This is a genomic window from Bullifex porci (assembly GCF_009695635.1).
Classification (GTDB): domain Bacteria; phylum Spirochaetota; class Spirochaetia; order Sphaerochaetales; family Sphaerochaetaceae; genus Bullifex; species Bullifex porci.
The window spans coordinates 96,771-120,465 of sequence record NZ_VUNN01000001.1 but is presented as its reverse complement, the minus strand read 5'-3'; the positions used below and the strand labels follow the sequence as shown (position 1 = coordinate 120,465).

The 23,695-nt window shown below is 35.1% G+C and carries 21 protein-coding genes; 9 read left to right on the top strand and 12 right to left on the bottom strand.

Translation table 11 applies throughout. The features are described 5' to 3' along the window. The 6 genes from FYJ80_RS00540 to FYJ80_RS00515 all read right to left on the bottom strand — a co-directional run bounded on the left by FYJ80_RS00540 (window position 1) and on the right by FYJ80_RS00515 (window position 6,046). Window positions 1-603: a nitroreductase family protein gene (locus FYJ80_RS00540; protein WP_154424176.1), complete on the bottom strand. Its 603-nt coding sequence runs from the start codon at window positions 601-603 to the stop codon at window positions 1-3. Next, a complete protein-coding gene (locus tag FYJ80_RS00535) occupies window positions 600-1,322 on the bottom strand; it encodes a purine-nucleoside phosphorylase (RefSeq protein WP_154424175.1) in 723 nt (240 codons plus the stop codon). Before FYJ80_RS00535 ends, FYJ80_RS00540 begins: the two co-directional genes overlap by 4 nt. After that, a complete protein-coding gene (locus FYJ80_RS00530) occupies window positions 1,319-2,224 on the bottom strand; it encodes an ABC transporter permease (RefSeq protein ID WP_154424174.1) in 906 nt (301 codons plus the stop codon). The genes FYJ80_RS00535 and FYJ80_RS00530 overlap by 4 nt, the downstream gene beginning before the upstream one ends. Then, window positions 2,221-3,333, bottom strand: a complete 1,113-nt coding sequence (locus FYJ80_RS00525; protein ID WP_154424173.1) for an ABC transporter permease — start codon at window positions 3,331-3,333, stop codon at window positions 2,221-2,223. Before FYJ80_RS00525 ends, FYJ80_RS00530 begins: the two co-directional genes overlap by 4 nt. Continuing rightward, entirely contained in the window at window positions 3,333-4,868 is a 1,536-nt protein-coding gene (locus FYJ80_RS00520) for an ABC transporter ATP-binding protein (protein ID WP_154424172.1), read from the bottom strand. The genes FYJ80_RS00525 and FYJ80_RS00520 overlap by 1 nt, the downstream gene beginning before the upstream one ends. A gap of 83 nt (window positions 4,869-4,951) precedes the next feature. Further along, complete coding sequence (locus FYJ80_RS00515; RefSeq protein WP_154424171.1) at window positions 4,952-6,046, bottom strand: BMP family lipoprotein; 1,095 nt, start codon at window positions 6,044-6,046, stop codon at window positions 4,952-4,954. 257 nt (window positions 6,047-6,303) lie between these two features. Here FYJ80_RS00515 and FYJ80_RS00510 point away from each other — a divergent pair, with 257 nt between their 5' ends. Continuing rightward, window positions 6,304-8,160 (top strand): AAA family ATPase, encoded by a 1,857-nt coding sequence (locus FYJ80_RS00510; RefSeq protein ID WP_154424170.1) that lies wholly within the window; start codon window positions 6,304-6,306, stop codon window positions 8,158-8,160. A gap of 67 nt (window positions 8,161-8,227) precedes the next feature. Here FYJ80_RS00510 and FYJ80_RS00505 read toward each other — a convergent pair whose 3' ends face one another. Then, a complete protein-coding gene (locus tag FYJ80_RS00505; protein ID WP_154424169.1) occupies window positions 8,228-8,806 on the bottom strand; it encodes a PduL/EutD family phosphate acyltransferase in 579 nt (192 codons plus the stop codon). Between the two features lie 134 nt (window positions 8,807-8,940). On the opposite strand from FYJ80_RS00505, the gene FYJ80_RS00500 reads away from it, so the two are divergent. Both FYJ80_RS00500 and FYJ80_RS00495 read left to right on the top strand, forming a co-directional pair. After that, window positions 8,941-9,387: a MarR family winged helix-turn-helix transcriptional regulator gene (locus tag FYJ80_RS00500; RefSeq protein WP_154424168.1), complete on the top strand. Its 447-nt coding sequence runs from the start codon at window positions 8,941-8,943 to the stop codon at window positions 9,385-9,387. Continuing rightward, window positions 9,372-10,700 (top strand): MATE family efflux transporter, encoded by a 1,329-nt coding sequence (locus tag FYJ80_RS00495; RefSeq protein WP_154424167.1) that lies wholly within the window; start codon window positions 9,372-9,374, stop codon window positions 10,698-10,700. Before FYJ80_RS00500 ends, FYJ80_RS00495 begins: the two co-directional genes overlap by 16 nt. On the opposite strand, the gene rsmA is transcribed toward FYJ80_RS00495, so the two are convergent. From rsmA to FYJ80_RS00475, 4 genes are all read right to left on the bottom strand, one after another. Continuing rightward, window positions 10,672-11,526: a 16S rRNA (adenine(1518)-N(6)/adenine(1519)-N(6))-dimethyltransferase RsmA gene (gene rsmA, locus FYJ80_RS00490; RefSeq protein ID WP_154424166.1), complete on the bottom strand. Its 855-nt coding sequence runs from the start codon at window positions 11,524-11,526 to the stop codon at window positions 10,672-10,674. The genes FYJ80_RS00495 and rsmA overlap by 29 nt on opposite strands. Before the next feature lie 16 nt (window positions 11,527-11,542). Then, a complete protein-coding gene (locus tag FYJ80_RS00485; protein WP_154424165.1) occupies window positions 11,543-12,838 on the bottom strand; it encodes a ComEC/Rec2 family competence protein in 1,296 nt (431 codons plus the stop codon). Window positions 12,839-12,906: 68 nt separating this feature from the next. Next, complete coding sequence (locus FYJ80_RS00480; RefSeq protein ID WP_154424164.1) at window positions 12,907-15,858, bottom strand: Ig-like domain-containing protein; 2,952 nt, start codon at window positions 15,856-15,858, stop codon at window positions 12,907-12,909. A 145-nt stretch (window positions 15,859-16,003) separates the two neighbouring features. Then, window positions 16,004-17,275: a malic enzyme-like NAD(P)-binding protein gene (locus tag FYJ80_RS00475; protein ID WP_154424163.1), complete on the bottom strand. Its 1,272-nt coding sequence runs from the start codon at window positions 17,273-17,275 to the stop codon at window positions 16,004-16,006. A 152-nt stretch (window positions 17,276-17,427) separates the two neighbouring features. On the opposite strand from FYJ80_RS00475, the gene FYJ80_RS00470 reads away from it, so the two are divergent. From FYJ80_RS00470 to FYJ80_RS00445, 6 genes are all read left to right on the top strand, one after another. Then, window positions 17,428-18,543 carry a cation diffusion facilitator family transporter gene (locus FYJ80_RS00470; protein WP_154424162.1) on the top strand — a complete coding sequence of 372 codons (1,116 nt, stop codon included), beginning with the start codon at window positions 17,428-17,430 and terminating at the stop codon, window positions 18,541-18,543. Between the two features lie 91 nt (window positions 18,544-18,634). Further along, on the top strand, window positions 18,635-18,967 hold the full coding sequence (locus FYJ80_RS00465; protein WP_154424161.1) for a winged helix-turn-helix domain-containing protein: 333 nt from the start codon (window positions 18,635-18,637) through the stop codon (window positions 18,965-18,967). Continuing rightward, complete coding sequence (locus FYJ80_RS00460; RefSeq protein ID WP_154424160.1) at window positions 18,954-19,934, top strand: FecCD family ABC transporter permease; 981 nt, start codon at window positions 18,954-18,956, stop codon at window positions 19,932-19,934. The genes FYJ80_RS00465 and FYJ80_RS00460 overlap by 14 nt, the downstream gene beginning before the upstream one ends. Continuing rightward, window positions 19,931-20,695 (top strand): ABC transporter ATP-binding protein, encoded by a 765-nt coding sequence (locus FYJ80_RS00455; RefSeq protein ID WP_154424159.1) that lies wholly within the window; start codon window positions 19,931-19,933, stop codon window positions 20,693-20,695. The genes FYJ80_RS00460 and FYJ80_RS00455 overlap by 4 nt, the downstream gene beginning before the upstream one ends. Continuing rightward, the gene (locus tag FYJ80_RS00450; protein ID WP_154424158.1) at window positions 20,692-21,336 is read left to right on the top strand and encodes a class I SAM-dependent methyltransferase; all 645 of its coding nucleotides are present in this window, start codon (window positions 20,692-20,694) and stop codon (window positions 21,334-21,336) included. Before FYJ80_RS00455 ends, FYJ80_RS00450 begins: the two co-directional genes overlap by 4 nt. A 4-nt stretch (window positions 21,337-21,340) precedes the next feature. Then, the gene (locus FYJ80_RS00445) at window positions 21,341-22,396 is read left to right on the top strand and encodes an ABC transporter substrate-binding protein (protein WP_154424157.1); all 1,056 of its coding nucleotides are present in this window, start codon (window positions 21,341-21,343) and stop codon (window positions 22,394-22,396) included. Between the two features lie 58 nt (window positions 22,397-22,454). On the opposite strand, the gene ygeW is transcribed toward FYJ80_RS00445, so the two are convergent. Next, window positions 22,455-23,657 (bottom strand): knotted carbamoyltransferase YgeW, encoded by a 1,203-nt coding sequence (gene ygeW, locus FYJ80_RS00440; protein WP_154424156.1) that lies wholly within the window; start codon window positions 23,655-23,657, stop codon window positions 22,455-22,457. Window positions 23,658-23,695: the final 38 nt, after the last annotated feature.

Sequence of the window (23,695 nt, the reverse complement as noted above, 5' to 3'; positions counted from 1 at the left end):
TTATAAATGATAAACAAATGCTTCCTCAGCACTTATTCTAATCCTCTCTCTTTCCTCTTCATCGGGATAGCCAAAGGCAATAACGATACCGACCTCTTCATCATCTTTATCAAGCTTTAATGCAGAGATAACCTTATCATTATCATACCCCTCTATAGCACAGCTTTGAACACCAAGCTCAGCTGCCCTAGTCATCATATTAGCGCATGCAATATAGCTTTGGCTTCTAGACCATGAATCAAGTGAGTTATTATCTCTTAAAAATTCATAGTACCCCTTATAGTCATCTATAAATTCATCTAGAGTTGATGGAAATCTTATAGCTCTTTTCTTGATAAACTCACTCATTGGATCAAAAAAGTGTCCTCTTTTAGTAGTAATAACTACAGTAATAGGAGCGCTCTTCATACTCTCTTGGTAAAAGCAGGAAGATAGGAGGTTTTCACTTTTACAAACATGGAAGGTCCAAGGCTCTAAGCCAAAGGAGGTTGGAGAGAGTCTTCCTGCTTCTAAAATCTCATCTATAACCTCTCTTGAAAGCATAGTACTTTTATACTTCTTACAAGCAAAGCGATGACGAAGAATAGTATTTACATTACTCATTTTGCATCCTCTACTATAGTCTCAAGAGCAAGCTTAATCATATTTCTGTTTCCTTCCATTCTCTCTTCATCTTTAAAGGATTTTCCATTAACACAGTTATCTGTCATTGTAAGAATTGAGAGCGCTCTTTTCTTTAAATACATCGCAGTTGAATAAAGAGCATATGTCTCCATATCTTGAACTAAGGCACCAACTCTAGCCCAAGACTTCCACTCATCTGCTCCAAGAGCGTTGTAGGATGAAAAGTAATCAGAGGAAAATACCATACCTGCACTATGCTTTAGCTCTAGCTCCTCAGCCTTCTTTAAAGCTAAAGTAAATAGCTTTGCATTTGGGCATGGAGATAGTGTTCCGGAGAGGTTATATTGATGAGCCCAAGCAGAATCTGTACTGGCACTCATAGCTAATACAAGCTCTCCAACCTCTAATTCCTCTTGAAGCCCGCCTGAGGTTCCGATTCTTATGATTGTATCAACATCGTAATGAGTAAATAGCTCATATGAGTAGATGCCACAGGAAGGACCACCCATTCCTGATGCCATTACACTTACCTCAATTCCCTTATATTTACCAGTGTAGCCAAGTATCCCTCTAACATCTGTAACTAGCTTCGGATTTTCAAAGAAATTCTCAGCGACGAACCTTGCTCTATTAGGGTCCCCCGGTAGGAGGACCTTCTTAGCGATTTCATTAATTTTTGCTCTATTATGTGGTGTCATGATGAACTCTTATTATATGGCTTACCACATGACTGAGGTGCGTAATCTCTTCCGGAGAAGATGACTAATGCAAGCAGTGTTACGAGGTAAGGAAGGATATTGAAGACCTCTGAAGGAAGTGCCTTTAGTGCTGTAAAGTTTGTTGAAAGAACTGCTAAGGCTTGAGCTCCACCAAACAGTAAAGCAGCACCAGTAACACCCCATGGTGTCCAACGGCCAAAAGCAACAGCTGCTAGAGCTATAAAGCCTCTACCATTAATTAAATTTGATGTGAACTGAATAGTTTGTGTTAATACAACACAGCCACCAGCAAGACCACCTAAGATACCTGAGATAAATACACCAGTATATCTAATTCTTCTAACATTAATACCAGCACTATCTGCAGCTGCAGGGTGTTCACCACATGCTCTTAGATGCATTCCAAATGGAGTCTTATAGAGCATAAACCAGCTAATAGCAACTACTGCAATTGCGATATAGAAGGTTGGGTAGAAGCCAAGCTTATCGGTTAGCATACCAACTCTAAACTCCTTAGAGCGATCCTGAGAGAAGAGAATTTGACATGCAAATACTGTAATACCATCTGCAAGAAGGTTAATACCTGTACCAGATATAGTTTGCTCAGCCTTTAGATCTATAGCAGCAACACCATGAATAAGTGAAAATAATCCAGATACTACCATACCTGCAAGGAGTGCAACAGCTAGAGAATATCTTCCGCAGCCAGCTGCTTCCATTAGAAAATGTACACTTGCTGCTGTACATGCTCCAATACTCATTAAGCCCTCAAGAGCGATATTTACTACACCACTCTTTTCACAAATCATACCGCCGATTGCTGTGATTAATATTGGTGCAACAATCATCATGATTGTTGGAATTGATTGAAAAATCATCATACTTTTTGAGCCTCCTTTCTCACAAGAACACGTGAGCGGTAAGCCTTAACTAGCTCGAGCCCGCTTCTAAGTGCGATAAAGATTACTATTAGGCCTTGTATGATAAATGTAATCTCCTTAGGAATATTCATTCCCTGCATTATTGATTGTGATTGCTTAAGAACACCAAAGAGTAAGCCCGCGAGGAAGATTCCTAATGCTCTAGAGTTACCAACTAACGCAACAGCAATACCCATAAAGCCATAGTTATCCATTCCCTGAATAATTCTTCCTGTTGTATATGCTCCTCCAAGAAGAACACATGCACCTGCTAAGCCAGCAAATGCACCTGAGATAGCCATTGAGGAGGCAATTGCACTATCTGCATTAATACCTGAGCATCTTGCAGCATCCTTATTATAACCAGTTGCTCTAAAGGCAAATCCCATCTTAGTCTTTTCCATGATAAACCAATAGATTAAGCAAGCAGCTATCATAAAGAAGAAGCCAATATTAAGGTTTGAAGTCTTTATTAAGAATTTTGATAATAAGGCTCCACTTTGTAGTGGTGCTGTCTGATATGTTCTATTTGTAAGACCTGCAGGCATCTTAAATGCTATAATTCTAAATAGATATAGTGCGATGTAGTTAAGCATGATTGTAGCTACTACCTCACTAACCTTATATTTAGCCTTTAAAAAGCCTACTATACCACCCCAAATAGCACCTGCAACTATTGCAACTAATAAGCAGATTAACCACTGGAAAGGAAATGAAGGAATACAAACTGCTACAGCCTGAGCTGCTAGCATACCAACTATGTACTGACCTTCAGCTCCAATATTAAAGAGTCCGACTCTCGCAGCAAAGCCCATTGATAAGCCACAGAGGATGTACGGTATAGAGTAAGCTAGTGTCTCACCAACATTTCTGAAGTTCCAAGCACCATTCTTACCTGCCTTACCAATAATTGACTGTCCAATTGCTTTAAATAATCCTGCAGGATTTCTACCTACTAATAAAACTAGAATAGTACCAATTATAAAGCCTAAAATAACTACAGCAACAGAGGTTGCTCCCTGACTTGATAAAAACCAATCAAGGAAGCTTTGTTTTTCTTTATTCTTCATCACTTACCCTCCTTTGCTTTAATACCTGTCATCATCAAGCCGATTTCCTGACTAGTAACCTCTCCCGCATCAAATACACCAACGATAGAGCCCTTTGAAATAGTTGCAATTCTATCACAAAGATTCATTACCTCATCTAGCTCAAAGGAAATTAGTAATACACCACGTCCCTTATCACGCTCTTCAACTACACGCTTTCTAATGTATTCAATTGCACCTACATCAAGACCACGAGTTGGCTGAGCAACGAGTAATACATCAGGGGATAGAGAAATTTCACGAGCAACAATAACCTTTTGCTGGTTACCACCAGATAAGGAGCCTGCAGGAGTATGTGGTCCCTGTGCAGTTCTAATATCAAACTCCTCAATAAGCTTAACTGCACTTTCATCAATTGCTTTATAGTTTAGAACGCCAAACTTACCTGTATACTTTGGACTATAGAAATCTTTAAGGACAATATTCTCTGCAACTGTTAAGCCCGCAACTAAGCCATGCTTTTGTCTATCCTCAGGGATATGACCCATACCCTCTTCAATTCTTTCTCGAATAGTGTCCTTATTAATTACCTTTCCAGATAGAATAACTTCACCACTTTGTATAGGACTTAAGCCGGAGAGCGCATATAGAAGCTCACTTTGACCATTACCATCGACACCAGCGATACCAACTATCTCACCACGTCTTACATCGAGAGATAGGTCCTTAACCTTCATAGTACCGATACTATCCTTTACACAAAGGTTTTTAATCTCAAGGACCTTTTCACCTGGCTTACATGGTGCTTTATCGATATCAAACTTAACAGAGCGTCCTACCATCATAGTAGCAAGCTCCTGCTCACTTGTATTTGGAGTAATATCGATACAACCTATAAACTTTCCACGTCTAAGAACAGAGCATCTATCTGCAACTGCCTTTATTTCCTTAAGCTTATGAGTAATTAATACTATAGTCTTTCCCTCTGCCTTAAGCTTTCTAATAATCTCCATAAGCTCGTCGATCTCTTGTGGAGTTAGTACTGCAGTAGGCTCATCTAAGATGATAATATCTGAGTCAGAATATAAGGTTTTTAGAATTTCTACTCTCTGCTGCTGACCTACAGTGATATCATCTATCTTCGCTCTTGGATCTACCATAAAGCCATAGCGTTCAGATAGCTCACGTACTCTCTTTTCAGCTTGATTAAGAGATACAATTCCAAATCTATTTCTAGGCTCTCTGCCGAGTACGATATTCTCAGTAACAGTATAGTTATGAACCAGTTTAAAGTGCTGATGTACCATACCGATACCTAAGGCAGTAGCAACATTTGGATTTTTAATATCAACAGCCTGTCCGTTAATCTTAATTTGTCCACTATCTGGGGCATATGCACCAAATAGAATACTCATTAGAGTACTTTTTCCGGCTCCGTTTTCTCCTAAGATAGCATGGACCTCATTTTTCTTTATTCTGAGGTCAACATTGTCATTTGCGATTATCCCAGGGAAAGTCTTGGTAATTCCAAGCATTTCTATAGCATATTCACTCATAAATATTCCTTTATGGTATACTTCTTTCCTCAAGTCTTGAAGAAAGAAGTATACGGGCACAAACAGTGCCCGCATAGCTTTTATCAGTCGTCAATAGCTGAAAGACCTGCTGGAACTAAGCCCTTAGCAAGTGCAGCCTTATAAGTTTTATCAATTACGATAGAACCATCTAAGATACCCTTAACAGCCTTATCTGCTGCTTCAATAGCTTCCTGAGAGAGAGCTGGGTTAGCCTTTGAATATCCAACACCTTCATTTGCAAGGTTCTGAGTTACAACACCACCCTTCCATGTACCATCCTTAGTCTTTGTAAGAGCATCAAATGTTGAGTTCTCAACCTTCTTAATCATTGATGTTAATACAGCTGATTCACCATTAGTACCATATAAGCCATCCTCATACTGATCTGAGTCTACGCCGATAGCCCATACATTCTTACCAGCCATTCTATATTCCTTAGCCTGAGCAATTGTACCACCACCTGTACCACCAGCTGCTGAGAAGATGCAGTATACACCACTATCGTACCAGTTCTTAGCCATAGCCTTAGCAAGCTCTGGCTTACCCCAGTCGTTAGCATAGTAGTCTACGAACTCTGCATTAGGATAAATTGATTTAATACCCTCGAAGTAACCAATTTCGAACTTTGTGATTGTAGCACCTGGAACACCACCGATAAAGCCAAACTTAGGATTTTCAATTCCATCCTTCTTAGCCTGCATTGCAGCTGCAACACCTACTAAGTAAGAGCCCTGCTCCTCTTCATAGATGTACTGGATAAGATTTTCTCTATCTGTTAAGTAATCTACGTCAACGATGATGAAGTTCTGATCAGGATACATAGCTGCAACTTCATTTAATGCATCGCCCCATGTAAAGCCTGTAGTGATGATTAAATCCCAATCACCCTCAGCTGCATTTTTGAGGTTTGGAATATATTCATCTGTACTCTGAGCTGTGATGTTTTCATAGAGAGTACCTCTACCAGCACCTTCATCGCCATAGAAAGCTAAAATACCGCGCCAAGCAGCTGCATTGAAGGATTTATCATCAATACCTGTTTGGTCTGTTAAAAGAACTGCTTTGATCTGATCTGATGAAGCATCTTCCTTTGCACCACTAGCAAAAAGGGAGAAAGCACATAGAGCAATAAGAGCAAAAACTAAAATTTTCTTCATAAAATTTACCTAGCCTATGCTAGAACCTCCTACAATATTACAGAAATTTTTCTGCATTATCAGAATAACACTTTATGGATAAAACTCAATATAAAATGGACAAAAGAATAAAGATAAAATTTTTCTTTTTTAATCTTCTCCTTCCTTTTTATCCTCTCAATTAACTACATATTCTTCGAACGAAAAATATCTGTTTTGTATTTTTCGTTTTAATGTTATATTTTTCGTATATATCTTTCATAATAAAGGTGATTATTTTGAAAACTTGTAAAGAGAAGGCTATAGAGTGGAATATTTCTACACGCGCAGTTAACGTAATGTGCCAAAGTGGAAAAATTGAAGGTGTTAAAAAAGAAAAGGGTGTTTGGATGATCCCAAATAATGCTGAAAAGCCTATAGATGGCAGAACAATTAATGGTAAACAAAGCATCACTAAATTAAAGCCACTACCAATTGGTATTTCAGATTATATCAGAGCTCAGGAAGAATATTACTATGTTGATAAAACACTATTAATTAAGGATTTTCTAGATAAAAAGCCATTAGTTTCTCTGTTTACTCGTCCAAGAAGGTTTGGAAAAACATTAAACATGGATATGCTCAGAGTATTTTTTGAGATATCTGATGAAGATACATCAAAATATTTTATTAATAAACAAATTTGGAAATGCGGAAAAGAGTATCAAGCTCATCAAGGAAAATACCCTGTCATCTTTTTAACATTTAAGGATGTTAAATTTGATAGCTGGACCGCAACTCTAGATAAAATAAAAGGATTACTGCAGGAAGAATATGCAAGACATATTGAGGTTTTAGATAGCAATAAAATATCACAATATGAAAAAGACTACTTTTTAAAAATACTTAATGGTAATGCTAATGAGGTTGATATAAGCTCAGCACTTGAGAGGCTTTCAAAAATACTCGCTATCCACTATAAAAAGAATCCAATTATTATAATTGATGAATATGATACACCTATTCAAGAAGGCTATATAAAAGAGTTTTATGATGAAATAATCAGCTTTATGAGAAATTTCTTTTCAGGAGCCTTTAAGGATAATAAATATCTTTCATATGGTTTTTTAACTGGAATTTTGCGTATCTCTCAAGAAAGCATATTTAGTGGTATGAACAATATTTCAGTGCACTCACTATTTGATGAAGAATATGAAAGCTATTTTGGCTTTACGGAAGATGAAGTAAAAAATATGCTTTCATACTATGGAAAACTAGATAAAGAAACTGAATTAAAGAATTGGTATGATGGATATTTATTTGGTAAAAAAGAAATTTATAATCCATGGTCTGTTATTAATTACATTTCTCGCGATTGTATTCCTCAAGCATATTGGGCAAATAGTGGAAGCAATGAAATTTTACATGAGGTAATGCAAACCTTAAATGATGATAGTGTTCAACGTTTAAATGCACTACTTCAAGGTGAAAAGGTAGTTGCTAGGATTGATCAGAATGTAATATATCGCTCAATCAAAGAAAACTCTCAATATATTTATAGCTTGTTGATAGTTGCTGGGTATTTAAAGCCTGTAACTAAATATATTCAAGAAGATGGAAATTATCTATGTGAAGTAAAGATTCCTAATAAAGAAATTGAAGCTGTATATAGAAGTGAAGTCTTATCAAGCTTAGTCACAAGTGGAGTAATCAAGAGAACTACTATGGATACTATAGTAGAAAGCCTATTTTCTAATAGCTATGAGAGGTTACAGCTTGCTTTATCAGAGTACTTAAATAATTCAATTAGCTTTTTTGACAAAAGCTCTGAGAGCTTTTATCATGGCTTGATGTTAGGACTTCTTGCATTGATGGATAATCAATATATTATTAAGTCTAATAGAGAAGCAGGAGATGGAAGATATGATATCTCGTTATTGCCAAGACAAATAAAATATCCAGCTATAATTATTGAGCTAAAATATCAAAAGAATATTACAGAAGATAAGCTTAATGCTCTTGCACACCAAGCATTATCTCAAATTAATTTATTAAGATATGATTCAGAGTTTAAACAATATGGTTTTGAAAAAGTTTTAAAGTATGCAATTGCTTTTTCAGGTAAAAAAGTAAATGTAGTATCAGAAATATCTTAAAGTCATTTGATAAAAAATCGCTACTATTTTTCTTTAGTAGCGATTTATCTGTCTTAATAAGATTTTATTATTTTACAATAGTACCCATCTGGTTTCTTGCACATGCTGCAGCATTTGATTCATCTGTATCAACGTGCATAGCAAGAGCATAGCTATTTGAAACACGAATAACTGTATCACCAAAGATAGTCTTTCTGCCATTACCATTTTCGATAAGAACATTAACGATCTCACCATTAGTAACACCAAAGTCAGCTGCATCCTTTTCTGTCATGTGGATGTGGCGCTTAGCTACGATAACACCTTCCTTAAGCTCAACCTCACCCTTAGGTCCAATAAGCTTACAAGCACCAGAACCTGCTACATCACCACTCTCTCTAATTGGTGCATCGATACCAATTGAACGAGCATCTGTTGCAGAAAGCTCTACCTGATTAAGTTTTCTACATGGTCCAAGAATAGAAACATTAGCGAGCTCCTTCTTTGGTCCTACAACTGTAATTCTTTCATTAGAAGCGAACTGACCAGGCTGAGAAAGTTCCTTCTTAACTGTGAGCTGATAACCTTCGCCGAAGAGTAATTCAAGTGTCTCCTGTGTTACATGAACGTGCCTTGCACTTGTTTCAACGATAAACTGATTTGCCATGATAATCCTCCAATTAATTAAACACATATTATTATCGTGCAATTTGCTCTTATTCGCAATAGTACACCACTTACCTTATTTTGAATTTTTCTGAAGACCTTGACATTAAGTCCGATATCGTACTTAATTGTAGTATGCGATATTCACATCCTAAATTAAGACGAATAAACCATCTAATATCTGAGCTAGACCATATATATCATGAAGCAGCTCTAAGCTTTAAGCTTACAGATAGTGAGTTTTCTATCCTTTATACACTATGTGTCGAGGGTGATGGCTGTGCTTTAAACCAATTAGTTCAATATGCAGCTCTTCCTAAGCAAACAGTTAATTCAGCCTTAAGAAAGCTTGAAGAAGGAAAAATAATTACTCTTACCTTAAATGGGAAAAGGAAGAAAAATGTAAACCTAACAAAGCTCGGCCAGGAGCTTTGCTTAAAAACTGTAATTAAAGTAATTGAGCTTGAAAATAGTATATTCCTTCTTTGGGGAGAGGAAAAAAGCGATAGATACATCGAAGAGACTAGAGAGTATAACAACCTAATGCAGGAGGGATTAAATAATATATGCAAATCAAATTAAATGACCACTTTTCCTTTAAGCGATTACTAAGATTTACATTTCCTTCTATATTAATGATGCTCTTTACCTCTATATACTTAGTTATAGATGGTTATTTTGTATCGAACTTTATCGGTAAAACTGCTCTTGCTGCAGTAAATATGATATATCCAGTTATCATGATAATTGGATCCCTTGGCTTTATGCTTGGAACTGGTGGAAGTGCTCTAGTTGCAAAAACTATGGGTGAAGGTGATGACGATAGAGCAAAGCAGCTTTTCACAATGCTCTATATCGCATCTATTATAATTGGAGGAGTATTAACAATTCCAAGCTTCATCTTCCTCGATAAAATTGCATACTTTTTAGGTGCTCGAGGAGAGCTTTTAGAAAGCAGTATCACATATGGAAGAATATTACTTTCAACAGTTGTTCTATTTGTAGTTCAAATGGAATCACAAGTTTTTTTCGTAACTGCTGAAAAGCCAAAGCTTGGCTTAGTAATGACAGTACTTAGCTGTGGAACAAATATTATCTTAGACGGATTATTTTGTGCTGTTTTCCACTTTGGAGTTCCAGGTGCTGCAGCTGCAACAGCTATAAGCCAAGCTATTGGAGGAATTATTCCACTTACCTACTTTACATTTAATAGAAGTAGTAGACTCCATTTTACTAAAACAAAATATGATAAAAGTGCACTCCTAAAAAGCTGCTCTAATGGCTTTTCAGAGCTTTTATCAAATACATCTGCTGCAATAATTAGTATGCTTTTTAATGCACAGCTTTTAAGATATGTAGGTGAAAATGGAGTTGCTGCTTATAGCGTATTAATGTATGTAAGTATGGTCTTCGTTGCTATATTCATAGGCTTCTCAGGTGGAATAAGCCCAGTAGTATCATATAACTACGGTGCTGAAAATAATAAAGAATTAAAAAGCATAACTAGAAAGCTAATCTTTTTGATTATAATCTCATCTGCTTTAATGCTAGCCTTCAGCTTATTAATGGCAGCTCCTCTCTCAAAGCTATTTGTCGGCTATGATAAAGAGCTATATGAGATGACAGTAAGAGGATTTTATATATACTCATTCTCCTTTATATTTGCGGGAATTAGTATTTTCTCATCCTCCTTCTTTACAGCTTTAAATAATGGCTTTGTATCTGCATTTATCTCTTTTATGAGAACCTTTGTATTACAATTTATATTTGTAATAGTACTCCCACCATTCTTAGGTGTTGATGGAATCTGGTTATCAATAGTAATTGCAGAGCTTGTCTCCTTCTTTATCTCGATATTCTTCCTGCTTACAAAGAAGAAAGCTTATCACTATTAACTGCTTTAGCAATTTCAACTATTTTCTCAATTGAAAGTGTTTCTGCTCTTTCATTACCAGCAAGATTTGATGAAGCAATAACTCTATCGATATCCTTAAGGTTTAAAGCCTTAAGGTTATTTTTTATAGTTTTTCTTCTTTGAGAGAAAAGTGCTCTATTAACCTCTAAAAAGGTCTCTCTTAAGTCATTTGGAACTAAGCTTTCTTTTCTTTTTTCCATTACAACTACAGCACTTTCAACCTGTGGCTCAGGGTAGAAGCACCCCTTTCTAATTACAAAGGAGAGTGTTGGCTTGTAATCAATTTGACAAAGCACAGAAAAAGATGAGTAATCATCAGAGTTTTCCTTTGCACAAATTCTCTCAACAACCTCTCTTTGAAGTGTATAAACCATTCTTTCTGGTAAAATACTATTTTCTATTAAGCGTGCTATTATTATTGAGCCAACATTATATGGAAGGTTTCCATAGATAATATCAGGAATTTCACTTTGATTTGCTATAGTCTTTAAAGCATCACCCTCGATTAATGTAAAATTAGCTTCATCGCTAAAAGCTCTTTCCTTTAATAATCTGCAAAAGCCCTTATCAATCTCGAAAGCCTTAACCTTTATTCCACTATTTAAGACTAATGAAGTAATAGCACCCATACCTGGACCTATTTCCCAGGCACTTAGGTTTTCTTTATAAGCTATTTTCTCTCTTATAGATTCTCTTGCATTGTGGTCAATTAAAAAGTTTTGACCAAACTTCTTACTCATTGCAAGACCTTCACTTTCAAGGACACTTATTACTTCTTTTACGCTATCATAGTTTAAATTCCACATAGCTAAAAAGAATACTCTACTTACAAAGCCTTTTCAATCGTGCAATTAATATGATAGCTAAAGTTGATATTACTAAGGTGTAATATGCATTTAAGTTCTCCTGAAGCTTAAAATAGCTCCCCTTCTCTAAAATAAATACAAGTATTGTGTATACCTTATCTAGCATATAATTAAGCTTACTTGAAAAAATACTTAATATACAAAGAAGCATATAAATATAGACGACTATACCTGCAATAAAGGATGTGAGTATCGAGCTAAGCTGGTAGGAGCCAAAGAAATTAAATGATATCGGGATAGTAAATAATAGTGCTCCTATCGTTACGAGAAAGGGTGTTATAAAAAGCTTGGGAATTACAATAAACTCATCTATTGCATTTAATAGTAGCTCTGGAACTGTCATTATTCCACAAAGAGACACATAGGAAAGTAGTGTTGAAAGCGTCATTATACTGTCCTTAAAAAATAGTGCTTGGATAGTAAAGCAAATAACTAAGTAATCAATTGGTTTTTCAAGCTTGAAAATAGTAAATACTAAGCTAAGTATATATGCTCTAATTAGTGATGGCTTTGGACCGATCATTAGAATATAGAGAGTTAATATTGATAATGAAATTAGCTTTGCATATCGATTTGTAAATATAGGCTTTAAAATAAAAACTAAAATTGCAGAAAATAATGATAGATGCATTCCCGATAGCGCTAAAATATGGCTATTTCCACTATTTCTTGCTAAAAGAGAAATTTCACTATCAACATTTGGTGTAATTCCAAGAATTAGCATCATACTTAAATCATTATTAATTTTTGATGAAATAAAGCTAATAAAACGGCTTCTAGTGCGGTTTAGGCTACTTCTATTTACAAGCTTATAATCCTTAGCTTGAAAGCCTTTATCTGTTAGTTTACCACTAAAGGTAACGATATCACCATAGTATAAGGGAGAACCTGTATATGTAACATTTATTCTTCCTTTAGCAGTTGCAACATCACCATTACTTAAATTACATTCATATAGCTTTATAACACATCTCTTTTGGCCCCAAGAGTCTATTCGACTATCTTCTCTTACTACGCCTGTTATAGCTCTTACTTTATCAAGTGGAAAAGAATATGATGTAAACTCCTCTAGCTGCAGAGTTCCAACTCTAAATAGCAATAAGAGGGTTATTAAACATATAAAAACTAAAGCTATAATTCTCTTTCTATACCTTACTAAATAAACAAAGCTTAAAAGCAGGATAAATATCCAAGCTTTATTAAAGCATAGTGATGAGTAAATAATTAGTGAAAGTAATAATCCTTCTATCATATTAATAATACAAAAAAAGGATAAAAAAATTGCAGGACCGAGAAAAATCCTGCAACTTAGTGGCTATTTTATATTAATCTTTGACAAGACAGCCTACATACCTTGTTTCTTGATTGATCTAAAATATATAAATCGATTGTAGGGTATGTTCCATTACCTTTTAACGTAAATTCAGTCTCTGCAGCATCATATGGAGAAAATTTAAGACGACTTAAATCAGTTACACCATATTCATGTTCACCTAAATTTCCATTAAAGCACCAGTCTAAATATATTCCTAATTTATTAAATGTAGAATTTGAGTCCTTTGTAGTTACATTACTACCATTTAAGCCAAGGTTAAGTATATGATCACTATAACTTCTAAACCTTATAGATTTACCATTTATAGTATCATTACCCTCCTTCATAGTATATTTTCTAATCTCAATTCTCTTTGAAGCAATAGCATCAGATTCATCTGTCTTTAAGAAGACTGTAGCATTACCACCTAAAGAATCAATTATTGGAGTAATTGTACCATTTAAGAGCTCTACCTTTGATATAAGGTTATTGTAATCATTTTCTGATGCATACCACTCAACTCTATCCTTAATCTTGTCCCAGTTTTGATTTTCTACAGAGTAGATAGTACCATCAGCTGTTATAACCTTTACATAGTTTTTAAGATCAACAGAGGTATAAGCAGAATTTAAAATCTCAAGTCCTCCACTACTTAATGGTGCAACTAGATATTCTGTAGGTAATTGCTTTGCTTCATCAAACCTTATTTCACTAATTGGAATAAATGTTTTTAAGCTAATTGTTGCACTCTCTCCTGTTGCTACAATGGTTGCTGTAATATCAACTGAACCATCTCTATGAGCTGTTACTATACCATTATCTACAGATGCAATATTAGAATCAGAGGAGGTCCATCTAATTTCAATATTATTAACTAAATTATCTGTAGTATAGCTTAGCTGTACAGGCTCATTATAAACCACAGTGTCACCTCTACCACTAGGTAGTGAGATGTAGATTTTACCTGGATCATTTTCAATATACCTAAAGTATGTAGTTGCACTGTAGGTATAGCCATCCTTAACAACTGTAAGCATAAGAGTATTAGATGTTTCGATAGAGGATATATCAAGATAAGCGTTATCTGGTGTTATCGTAATACTCTTAATTGCATCATAATTTCCACTAGCTATTATTTGACCATTTAAGTACCAAGCATATTCTGTAATAGAGCTATCAGGATTTTCAATGTTTAGAGTTAAAGAATCCTTTTCTGTCATATATGGAGAATTAGCTGTTGCACTGTCTAATGAAGCTTTAAGACTTACATCTGTAAATTCGTTAGGAAGCTCGATTGTAATAGCAGGACATGCAAGTGCAATAGCTGATGGAGCAGATACAGCTGAATCTAAATCTCTATCATCACAAATAGCTTGAACAGTATAGTAGTAAGTAACACCAGAGAAGTTTGTATCCTCATCGATATATATATTTGACGTTAACTCAATAATCTTTGGAGCATTATCTGCTGAATTATTAGTTTTCGTTAAAATATACTTAGTGGCACCAGCAATTTCATTCCATTCAATTAAGAAGCCTTCATCAACTATTGAGGTTTTTACAATAGGTGCTGCAAGCTTTACAACAATTTGACTACTTGTAATTGTAATATTTGGGTTTTCATCACTTGTTGCAGTAACTCTATACTTACCTGCATTATTAAATACTACAGTTTTATTTCCACTTACATATGAGCCATCAGAAACAGAAAGTGTATATGAGCTATTTGAAGCATTAGATGGTAATACTGCTGCTTCAATATCAACATAGCTACCCATTGTAAAACTACTAGGAATATTAGTTTTAAAATTAATTCCTGTAACAAGGATCTTTGTTTTAATACCACTTAAGCCTTCAAGAACTGTAGAGTATCCTGTTTCACATTCATTGTAAAAATATACAGAATATGTTTCAGAGGTTGATAAGCCTTTGAAAACAACGCTTCCAGTTACATCATCTTGAGTATAATCAAACTTATGCTTATCTTCAATTTGAACACCATTTTGATTCATCAAGTAGACATAAAGTGTACCACTATAGTTACCATTTGAAAGCTTAGGATATTTCCAAGAAATATTAATCTTTGATGAGGCTTCAGCACCCTCTCCATATGTAACTTTAATAGTTGATGGATTTACATTCTTTACATAGAAGTTAACTCTATCCTCTGTGATAATAAAATTATCCTCTTCATTTAAATCGGGAGTTGAGGTTAAGTTAGGTATTATCTGAATTACAGTTGTAAAGGTTTCTGCAATACATTGAATATCATTTTCATCTGTATTTGTATAAATTCTAAAGGAAATTACTTTACCCTTTGTTGCAGGAACTCCAGTTTGAATGTAAGTAAAACCATTTGAATTTATTTGATCAGCACTTAGCCAGGTTATTTCTGCATTATTAAGAGTGCATTTATTCTCTACATCATATGCAACAAAACCAATATTCCCAGCTTTTAGAGCTTTAGTAAATGGATTTTCATTACTAAATAAGCCCCATGAAATATCTACCTTGAAGGAGCCTGTACCCTCTGTTAAGTAATCAAGCTTAACATGTACACTATTATCTGAGTTAGCTTGAACATTTAACACAGACTCTCCATGAGCAACTTTAATGTTTTTCTCATCAAAAGCATCAACACTAACTGTATATAATCCAATTTTAACACTATCAAACTCTACAGGCAGTGATGATTCAGCAAAAGTAACATTCTTTGAAATTGTCTTTGCATTCTCTTCTACATTTTCTGTTAAAGATATTGAAAAGGAATTAAAGTTTGGACGAGTAGGAGTAATTGTTCTTGAACCGATATTATCAATTACAATTTTTACATTTGAAGTTGTCTTTGTGCTTACTATAGCTTCTAGCTCAGTTTGCTGACATGATGTAATTAATAAAAGTAAAGAAATTAACACGATAACACAATTTTTAATACATAATATTCTAGACTTTGTCATACAAAAGAGGAAATATTACTCTTTTATTAAAAATCGTCAATCTAATATCTTTTATTTTATATAATAAATATGAATATAAATACGATAAAAAAAGAAGGGAAATAACCCCCTTCTTTTCTAAAGCATTAGCCTATAAAGAATTCTCTTAGCCTAAGCGTTTCTCAAGACTCTTTTTATATTCATCAAAGTCATCTATTGTGATTCTTGCAACCTTATCCTTAATTGCCGCTTCAGCAACAGCTGTTGCTACTACTGGTACTACTCTTGGGTCAAATGGCTTTGGAACTATATAATCTCTACCAAATGCAAAATGCTCTCCACCATAAGCTTTAAATACAGATTCAGGAACATCCTCTCTTGCAAGAGCCGCAAGTGCAAAGGCTGCACTTCTCTTCATATTCTCTGTTATCCTAGTTGCTCTTACATCTAGAGCCCCTCTGAAGATTGCTGGGAAGCCTAAGACATTATTTATTTGGTTTGGATAATCACTTCTTCCAGTTGCTATAATTACATCATCACGTGTTGCCTTTGCATCATCATATGTAATTTCAGGATCTGGATTAGCCATAGCAAATACTATTGGGTCATTTGCCATTGCTAATAGCATTTCTTTCTTTAATACGCCCTTAGCAGATAGCCCCATAAACATATCTGCACCCTTAATTGCATCACTAAGAGTCTCTATTCCACTATCATTGATAAAAGGCTTCCATACATCTCTAACTCCGCCTGGATAATTAGATCTTATTACACCTTCCTTATCACATAGGATTAGGTTTTCCTTCTTAATACCGACACTTAAGAACATCTTAGCACATGAAAGTCCTGCAGCACCTGCTCCATTTACTACTACCTTCATATTACTAAGCTCTTTATTAACTACCTTAGCTGCATTTATTAATCCAGCACTTGCAATTATTGCTGTTCCATGCTGGTCATCATGGAATACTGGGATATCACATCTCTTTATTAGCTCTTCCTCAATATAAAAGCATTCAGGTCCCTTAATATCCTCAAGATTTATTCCGCCAAAGGTTGGAGAAATAGCTCTTACTACCTCTATAAACTTATTAGGGTCCTTCTCATCTACCTCGATATCAAAGACATCTATATCTGCAAATCTCTTAAATAGTACTCCCTTACCCTCCATTACAGGCTTACTAGCTAATGCTCCTCTATCCCCAAGGCCAAGTATTGCTGTTCCATTTGAGATTACAGCTACTAAATTTCCCTTTGAGGTATAGCGATATGCATCATCACTATTTTCTTCGATCTTTAATACAGGCTTAGCTACCCCTGGTGTATATGCATATGATAAATCCTCTGCACTCATGCATGGCTTTGTTGGTACTACACTTAGCTTTCCATGTGGAGCTCTCTCATGATACTCTAGCGCTTTCTTTGTTAATTCGTCCATTGTGGTATCTCCTAACCAAATTTGAGTATATATCAAACAATATCTTTTGACAAAGGTTAGTCTCGTCTTAACTTAGTTAGAATTAACTACTTATGTAAAAATAAATTATTGTTACTTGACGCGCTATAGCTTGTGGAATAATATTTCGGTTTATGAAAACAGATGCAACAAGACAAAAGGTTATTAACACTGTCGGTATTACCGGCATCCTAGCAAATTTAATATTTTCAGTATTAAAATTTGTAGCGGGAACAATAACTAAGAGTGTTGCTATTACAAATGATGCAATCAACAACCTCTCAGATTCAATGTCCTCAATTATAACATTACTTGGTTATAGAATGGGAAAGATGAAGCCTACTAGAAAGCATCCTCTTGGATATGGTAGGACAGAGTATTTATCAGCAATGATAATATCTGTAATTATTTTAGTAGCTGGATATAACTGCTTATTAAGCTCAATCGATAGATTAAAAAATCCAGCTGAAGTAACAGTTGCTCCAATAGCACTAATTATCCTTTTTATCTCTGTTCTTACAAAGATTGGCTTATCAATACTAAATACTAAAGCAGGTAAGAAGGTTGATAGTGAAGCCTTAAAGGCCTCAGGTAAGGATGCTCTCTCTGATGTATTAGTTACTTCACTAACTATTATTTCATTAATAGCAGGAAAGTTTACCTCCTTCCCTATTGATGGTGTAATGGGTATTGTAGTTTCAATATTTATTTTCTATGCAGGCTTATCATCCTTTTTTGAGACTAACTCTGCTTTAATGGGTGAGCGCCCAGATAAAGAAACAGTTGAGAAGATCAGAGCTATTATCAAAAAGCACCCTCCACTAAAGGGTGGCTATGATATCATGCTACACTCCTATGGCCCTGAAAGATGTATGGGAACATGTAATGTTGAGGTTCCAACTAGAGCTCATGCTGAAAACATCTTCGATGCTATGACAGATACAGCTAAAGAAATTGAGGATGAGCTAGGGATCTATTTCACATTTGGTCTCTTTGCTGTAAATGACTATAGAGAGGATGTAAGAGAGCTTAAGAGTGAAATTTTAACTTACCTTAAGGAAAAGACTCCTCATGTACTATCCTTACATGCATTTCATGTCCATTGGGATTCTAATCTAGTTCACTTCGATGTAGTTGTAGATTTTAAGGTATCAAACTACGGATTATATAAGAAGGAAATACTTTCTGCTTTAAATCAGAAGTGGCCTGATTACACCTTTGAATTCACAATAGATCCTGAATACGATTAACTATTAGTGCTTTTCCATTATTTTTTTATTTACATATTGATTTACATCATGTTACAATTCGAATAGTTTATAAAAAACAATCGAGTGTAATATGCGTTTATCAGTAAAGCTTACTATAGAAAATGAAAAAGCATTCTTTGGGCCTGGTACCTATACATTATTAAAATATGTAGAGGAAAAGGGATCTTTATTAACTGCAGCTGAATCTATGGGCTTATCATATTCAAAGGCCCGTAAGATGATAAAAAACTATAAAGAGCAAACAGGTCATGATGCAATTATCAGCCAAGCGGGTGGTATTGGCGGTGGAAGTGCGAGAATTACTGAGCACGCTAAAATATTCATGAATAAATACGATATTTTATTAGATAGAACTCAAGAGCTAATTCAAAAGAACTTTAAGGAGCTATATGAAGAAGTATAATATAGCTATTTTTGCCTTAATATTTATATTTGCTCTAATAATTTCTTTTGCTATTGGAAGATATAGTATTTCTCCTATTTCTTTGCTTAAGGCTCTATTTGGTTTTACTATTACAGCACAGGAAAAAACTATAATTTTTAATCTACGCCTACCAAGAATTATAATAGCAACCTTCTTGGGAGCTGGTATTTCGCTATCAGGTCTTGTCTACCAAGGAATCTTTCAAAACCCAATGGTTTCACCTGATTTATTAGGTTCAACTAGTGGAGCAGGATTTGGTGCCGCACTTGCAATCTTATTAGGACTTAGCTATTTAGAAATTACATTAGTAAGCTTTCTATTTGGCATTTTAGCAGTTTCATTCGTCCTTTTAATATCCTCTAGAGTAAGAGGTAATCCTACTCTTACTCTAGTTTTATCTGGAATGATGGTTTCATCTGTCTTTTCTGCACTAATAAGCTTTATTAAGCTAATTGCAGACCCAGAGGAAGCCTTACCACAAATAACATATTTCTTAATGGGCTCTCTTAGCTCAGTAAGGAAGGAGGACATCCTTCCTGTAGTTATTTTAATAGTAATAGCAATAGTTCCTATTGTTATATTACGATGGTCACTTAATATAATGACTCAAGGAGAGGAGGAAGCTAAGGCACTAGGTGTAAATACTAAAGCTGTTAGATTAGCTTCAATTATCTCAGCAACTATAGTTACAGCTACAGCAACCTCTCTATGTGGAATGATTAGCTATGTAGGCCTTGTTATCCCTCACCTAGTCAGGATGATTACAGGGTGTGACTACAGAAAAACAGTACCAGCATCAATACTATTAGGCTCTTCATTCCTTCTTCTTGTTGATACTATCTCAAGATCAATTGCAACAGTTGAGCTTCCAATTGGTATTCTTACATCCTTAATAGGAGCTCCATTCTTCTTATACCTCATCGTAAGGGAGGCTAAGAAGCTATGACATTAACTATTAAGGACCTATCCTTTAGCTACAAGGATAATAATGTTTTAAATAATATTTCATTTAATGCAAACGATGGAGAGATCATCGCATTACTTGGAAAGAATGGTAGTGGAAAAACTACCCTATTAAAGAATATATTAGGCTTATTAACACCAAGTAGTGGGACTATTCTTGTTGATGATAAGGATTTATCTAAGCTATCAGTAAGAGACAGAAGTAAATTATTATCATATATTCCACAAAGCCCATCAAATATTTGGTCATACTCTGTTAAAAGCTATGTATTAATGGGAATAACTCCATCACTATCTACACTCTCATCACCTAAAGAAAAGGATGATGCAAAGGCAATTGATGCACTTGAACGCTTTGGAATCTCTGCCTTAGCAGATAGAGATATCACTACTCTATCTGGTGGTGAAAGACAGCTTGCAACAGCAGCTCGTGCTTTACTTCAAAATAGTAGGATACAGCTCTTTGATGAGCCAACCTCTAATCTTGATTTAAAGAATGCTGATATATTAATTCGCCATATAAAAGCGTTAAGTAAAGAGGGATATATCTCACTTATTACTATGCATGATATTACTGAAGCGCTAAATATTGCTTCCCGCATTTTAATCTTAGATAGAGGAAAAGTATTCTTTAATGATAGTGTTGATAAGCTTAGCTCTGAGATACTTTCAGAGTATTACCAAACTAAGATGAATATCGAAAGATATAAAAACCAATACATCGTGCTAAAGGAAGGTGTATGATGTGGTGGAGTGATGATAAAATAAGGCTTTATGAAATTGCAGCTTCAGCGTCATGCTTTCATGATGAGTTAGCTTCTTTAATTTCTCAGCATCTAAATAAAGATGAAACTATTTACGAGCTTGGGTGTGGACTTGGATACATTACATCACGTCTTAATGATAAAGGCTATAATATTACAGGTCTCGATTCAGATAATAAGGCAATTAGCTTTGCAAAAAATAAATTCCCTTTAGCAAGCTATATCTTAGGTGATGCATTTAACCTTGATATAAGTGTAGATGTAATAATTTGTGTATTTTTTGGTCGTCTTAGGGAGGAAGATAATTTAAATAAATTATTTTCTCTTTGTAAAAAAAGAATAATTTATATCCAAAATGAGCACGCAGGCTCTTTAGAGACAGAGTTTGAGAGATCAAAGGAAACAGCAGAATTTTTGAAGCAAAGAGGAGTTACCTTCTCTTACACTACACACCGTCTCTCCTTTGACCAGCCATTAAAGGATGAAGAGGAGCTATCTACCTTTTTAAGTGAAAACTATAAGACTAGAGATATAAATATAAAAATTGAAAAAGCAAGTAATGGTTTTATTGCAAGAAACAATAAGGCATTTGGGTTATTTGAAATTATAAAAGGAGAATAATTAGATGAAAAAACTGCTAACTATCTTACTTATTTTACTTACTACATTTTCCGTCCTATTTGCTCAAGGACAAATGGAGAAAGCAGATGAAATAAAATATGTATCCTTTATAGATGATCTTGGACGTGAGGTTACACTTCCAAGTGTAGTTACTAGAGTTGCTCCATCAGGAAGTATGGCTAGTGCCTTCTTAGTAAGCTTTGACCAGAATTTATTTGTTGGTGTTACAACTAAGCCATCTGAAATAGAAAAGGAGTTCTTTGGTGAGAAATTTGCATCCCTACCTATTTTAGGAACCTTCTATGGAAAGAAAGCTAACTTAAATAAGGAAGCCTTAATTGTAGCTAATCCTCAAGTAGTTATTGATATTGGAGAGATTAAGGGTAACGTTGAAGATATGATCAAGGATCTTGATAAGCTTCAAGCTGATATCGGAATTCCAGTAATATTTATTGAGTCATATCTACAGGATATTGGATCTACTTATGTAAGACTTGGGGAGGCTTTAGGCTATCAAGAGAGAGGAAACAAACTAGCTGAGTTTGCTGAAGCTGCAGTAAGCTATGCAAATAGTGTTGCTAAAAATGCAGAACAAAGTGGTAAGAAGAACTTCTACTATGGAATAGGTTATGATGGCTTAAACGCAATTCCAATTGGAAACTTCCATGGTGAAGTATTAGAAACTATTGGTGGAAACAACGTTGTTGATACAACTATTTCTAGCGGAAACAACCAAATTAACTTAGAGGAGCTATATAAGCTTCCTGTCGATAACATCTTTGTACTCGAAGAAAGTGCTTATAATGCAGTAGTAAATAATAAAGAGTGGTCATATTTACCAGCTGTTAAGAGTGGTAATGTATATAAGGTTCCATATGTACTTTTCCCACTTATTGATGGCCCTCCAGCTGTTAATAGAATTATTGGTATTTATTACACAGTATCAAAGCTCTATCCAGAGTTTGCAAGTGAGAACTACATCGAAAAAGCTAAAGAATTCTATTCACTATTCTATAAACACGAATTAACAGAAAGTGAAATTAAGGAGCTTTCAAGATAATTTAAATGGGACTGCTAAAGTAATTTAACAGTCCCATAAAACTTTTAAGGAGTATTGTTTATTTTATTCTAGGCTTAGCATCATCTAATAGCTGAGTTAGCTTTCCACTTGGATCCTTAAACTTAGCGAGGAAAATCATAGCTGCGATAATATATGGCTTATAGCTAGCTTCCTTATAGAGAGGTACGAGATAGCGATCAAATACACTCTGATCAACCTCACCTTCCTTACATGAAAGACCTGAGATATCAGCTGGTAAGCAGTGCATGTATAGAGCCTTACCATCTTTAGTTGTCTTCATAAGCTCTTCAGTACATGTCCAGTTCTTAAACTTAGCATTATTTTCAAGACATCTCTTTTCAAGGTCCTTAAGCTCATCAAACTTACCTTCGCCAACGAGCTTTGTTCTCTCTTCCATTACTGCATATGGAGCCCATGACTTTGGATATACGATATCTGCATCCTTGAATGCTTCTTCCATTGTATTAGCAATCTTAAAGGAACCACCAGACTTAGCAGCATTTTCCTTTGCAACTTCAATTACATCACCCATGATGTCATAGCCTTCTGGGTGAGCAAGTACAACATCCATACCGAATCTTGAGAAGAGACCGATAATACCCTGTGGAACAGAGAGTGGCTTACCGTATGAAGGAGAATAAGCCCAAGTCATTGCAATCTTCTTACCCTTGAGGTTTTCAACACCACCAAAGTAGTTAATTACATGGAGCATATCAGCCATTGACTGTGTTGGGTGGTCGATATCACACTGAAGGTTAACAAGTGTAGGTCTCTGCTCGAGAACTCCATCGTTATAGCCTTCCTGAACTGCTTCAGAAACAGTCTTCATATATGTATGGCCCTTACCGATATACATATCATCTCTGATACCAATTACATCAGCCATGAAGGAAACCATGTTAGCTGTCTCACGAACTGTCTCACCGTGTGCAATCTGAGAAACCTTTTCATCGAGGTCCTGTACTTCAAGACCTAAGAGGTTACAAGCTGAAGCAAAGGAGAAACGTGTTCTTGTTGAGTTATCACGGAAAACAGAAATACCAAGGCCAGAATCAAATACCTTAGTAGAGATGTTATTCTCTCTCATAGCACGTAGAATTTCTGCAACTTCAAAAACAGCATTAATTTCATCATCTGTTTCTTTCCAAGTATGGAAAAAATCATTGAGATACATATTCTCAGTCTTTAGACCCTTAAGAGTCTCGATCATACTTAAGATCTCAGCCTTAGTCTTTTTCATAAGATAAAAATCTCCTAATATTTGAAAAATTCTTTTAT

Coding starts and splice junctions, on each gene's coding strand:
- FYJ80_RS00515 (WP_154424171.1), bottom strand. CDS start 6,046: ATGAAGAAAATTTTAGTTTTTGCTCTTATTGCTCTATGTGCTTTCTCC.
- FYJ80_RS00455 (WP_154424159.1), top strand. CDS start 19,931: ATGACATTAACTATTAAGGACCTATCCTTTAGCTACAAGGATAATAAT.
- FYJ80_RS00465 (WP_154424161.1), top strand. CDS start 18,635: ATGCGTTTATCAGTAAAGCTTACTATAGAAAATGAAAAAGCATTCTTT.
- FYJ80_RS00540 (WP_154424176.1), bottom strand. CDS start 603: ATGAGTAATGTAAATACTATTCTTCGTCATCGCTTTGCTTGTAAGAAG.
- FYJ80_RS00500 (WP_154424168.1), top strand. CDS start 8,941: ATGCGATATTCACATCCTAAATTAAGACGAATAAACCATCTAATATCT.
- FYJ80_RS00530 (WP_154424174.1), bottom strand. CDS start 2,224: ATGATGATTTTTCAATCAATTCCAACAATCATGATGATTGTTGCACCA.
- ygeW (WP_154424156.1), bottom strand. CDS start 23,657: ATGAAAAAGACTAAGGCTGAGATCTTAAGTATGATCGAGACTCTTAAG.
- rsmA (WP_154424166.1), bottom strand. CDS start 11,526: ATGTGGAATTTAAACTATGATAGCGTAAAAGAAGTAATAAGTGTCCTT.
- FYJ80_RS00460 (WP_154424160.1), top strand. CDS start 18,954: ATGAAGAAGTATAATATAGCTATTTTTGCCTTAATATTTATATTTGCT.
- FYJ80_RS00445 (WP_154424157.1), top strand. CDS start 21,341: ATGAAAAAACTGCTAACTATCTTACTTATTTTACTTACTACATTTTCC.
- FYJ80_RS00525 (WP_154424173.1), bottom strand. CDS start 3,333: ATGAAGAATAAAGAAAAACAAAGCTTCCTTGATTGGTTTTTATCAAGT.
- FYJ80_RS00480 (WP_154424164.1), bottom strand. CDS start 15,858: ATGACAAAGTCTAGAATATTATGTATTAAAAATTGTGTTATCGTGTTA.
- FYJ80_RS00475 (WP_154424163.1), bottom strand. CDS start 17,275: ATGGACGAATTAACAAAGAAAGCGCTAGAGTATCATGAGAGAGCTCCA.
- FYJ80_RS00495 (WP_154424167.1), top strand. CDS start 9,372: ATGCAAATCAAATTAAATGACCACTTTTCCTTTAAGCGATTACTAAGA.
- FYJ80_RS00470 (WP_154424162.1), top strand. CDS start 17,428: ATGAAAACAGATGCAACAAGACAAAAGGTTATTAACACTGTCGGTATT.
- FYJ80_RS00485 (WP_154424165.1), bottom strand. CDS start 12,838: ATGATAGAAGGATTATTACTTTCACTAATTATTTACTCATCACTATGC.
- FYJ80_RS00520 (WP_154424172.1), bottom strand. CDS start 4,868: ATGAGTGAATATGCTATAGAAATGCTTGGAATTACCAAGACTTTCCCT.
- FYJ80_RS00505 (WP_154424169.1), bottom strand. CDS start 8,806: ATGGCAAATCAGTTTATCGTTGAAACAAGTGCAAGGCACGTTCATGTA.
- FYJ80_RS00450 (WP_154424158.1), top strand. CDS start 20,692: ATGATGTGGTGGAGTGATGATAAAATAAGGCTTTATGAAATTGCAGCT.
- FYJ80_RS00535 (WP_154424175.1), bottom strand. CDS start 1,322: ATGACACCACATAATAGAGCAAAAATTAATGAAATCGCTAAGAAGGTC.